This window comes from Saccharicrinis aurantiacus (assembly GCF_001660705.2).
GTDB lineage: Bacteria > Bacteroidota > Bacteroidia > Bacteroidales > Marinilabiliaceae > Saccharicrinis > Saccharicrinis aurantiacus.
The window spans coordinates 1-1893 of record NZ_LYBV02000014.1 but is presented as its reverse complement, the minus strand read 5'-3'; the positions used below and the strand labels follow the sequence as shown (position 1 = coordinate 1893).

General features: G+C 43.5%; 2 protein-coding genes. Both read left to right on the top strand.

Annotated features, from left to right (window positions below):
• On the top strand, positions 1-730 hold a 730-nt coding region (locus A8B35_RS05645; RefSeq protein WP_075602404.1), incomplete at its 5' end, for a formylglycine-generating enzyme family protein.
• A gap of 132 nt (positions 731-862) precedes the next feature.
• On the top strand, positions 863-1717 hold the full coding sequence (locus tag A8B35_RS05640; protein WP_075602403.1) for a formylglycine-generating enzyme family protein: 855 nt from the start codon (positions 863-865) through the stop codon (positions 1715-1717).
• The last annotated feature ends 176 nt before the right edge of the window (positions 1718-1893 follow it).

Genomic DNA, 1893 nt, shown 5'->3' with positions numbered 1-1893 from the left:
AGTTAAAAAAGCCAAAGAGAGCCTTGTGTTTGTAGAGGGCGGTACCTTTACCATGGGCGATGTAGGGAAAACCTACCCCAGTGGCTATAACAAACCGTTTTTTGATGACCCTTCAAGCTTTCCCTTGCACGAGGTTACGCTAGACAGCTATTACATGCAAAAATACGAAATTACCTATGGTGAATTTGACTTGTTTACCAAAGCGGTTGGTATTGATTCTATTCATCGACAATTTATAGGCTCTACTCGTATTCGCCAACCAAATTGTGCCGCTAAGGGAATGAATTGGTACGAGGCACAGGAGTATTGCCAATGGCTGGGCGACTTGGTGGGGGTACCCATGAGCTTGCCTACCGATGCACAATGGGAATATGCCGCGCGCAGCCGGGGGCAAGCCGTAGCCAATGCCACCGATGATGGTACTATTGAATACGGCAGAAACATTGGTGATGAACCTACAGGCTCATACCCTCCTAATCCATTGGGAATATACGATATGACAGATGGTGTAGGCGAATGGATATTCGATTATTGGTATCCCTTTACCAAAGAACCCGTAACCAACCCAACATGTACCGATAGTACTTATCACTCCAATAGAATAACACGGGGATTCCCTGGCCCAAGTGGGAGTATATACCCGAGAACAGATAATAGAAAACCCACTAACAGAGGCAGTGGTGTAGGCATGCGTTGCGTAGCTAATGTTACAAAGGATACCATTAGGTAATGGGTAGTTACTACAATAACTTAACAACAAAAACCTAATATGAAACTGGCATGGCCAGAGCAAATTATGAGGCACACAAGGGCGTGATTGTAATGTGCATTGCTTATGTGGGTTTTGATAAATTATAAACAAATGAAAAATTACTTATTTGCATTAACAGCCATGCTGTTAATGCTTGCTTGCCAAAGCCAACGTAAGCCATTGGGCTTAACTGAAGAAGAACACGACTACATGCTTAAAAAAGCCAAAGAGAGCCTTGTGTTTGTAGAGGGTGGTACCTTTACCATGGGCGATGTGGGAAAAACCTACCCCAGTGGCTATAACAGACCTTTTTTTGATGACCCCTCAAGCTTTCCCTTGCACGAGGTTACGCTAGACAGCTATTACATGCAAAAGTACGAAATTACCTATGGTGAATTTGACTTGTTTACCAAAGCGGTCGGTATAGATTCAATATATTCTCAGTTTATAGGCTTGAATTTTCGAGGCCCAGATGGCACTGCAACAGGCATGAATTGGTACGAGGCACAGGAGTATTGCGAGTGGCTGGGCGACTTGGTGGGGGTACCCATGAGCTTGCCTACCGATGCCCAATGGGAATATGCCGCGCGCAGCCGGGGGCAAGCGGTAGCTAATGCCACCGATGATGGTACTATAGATGGAGGCCGTAATTATTATGGAAAAGGTGTGGATATTCCCAAAAGAGAGACTCCGTCAGGCTACTTTCCGCCCAATCCTTTGGGATTATATGATATGTCGGGTGGTGTAGGCGAATGGATATTCGATTATTGGTATCCCTTTACCGAAGACCCCGTTACCAACCCAACATGTACCGATAGTACTTATCACTCCAATAGAATAACACGGGGATTCCCTGGCCCAAGTGGGAGTATATACCCGAGAACAGACAATAGAAAACCCACCAACAGAGGCAGTGGCGTAGGCATGCGTTGTGTGGCTAATGTTACAAAGGATACCATTAGATAATGGGTGAATTGAGTTTTTTAAAAGAGACACAAAGCCAATAATATTAAAAAAACACCTAGGCTAAAAAGCGTAACTAAAAGGTTCATTCTTATTTTATTATACTTAACAGTTACTATAATAATTTATATATTTGTTGCTCACAACAAAAAAACCTAATATGAAACTGACATGGCCAA

Coding starts and splice junctions, on each gene's coding strand:
- A8B35_RS05640 (WP_075602403.1), top strand. CDS start 863: ATGAAAAATTACTTATTTGCATTAACAGCCATGCTGTTAATGCTTGCT.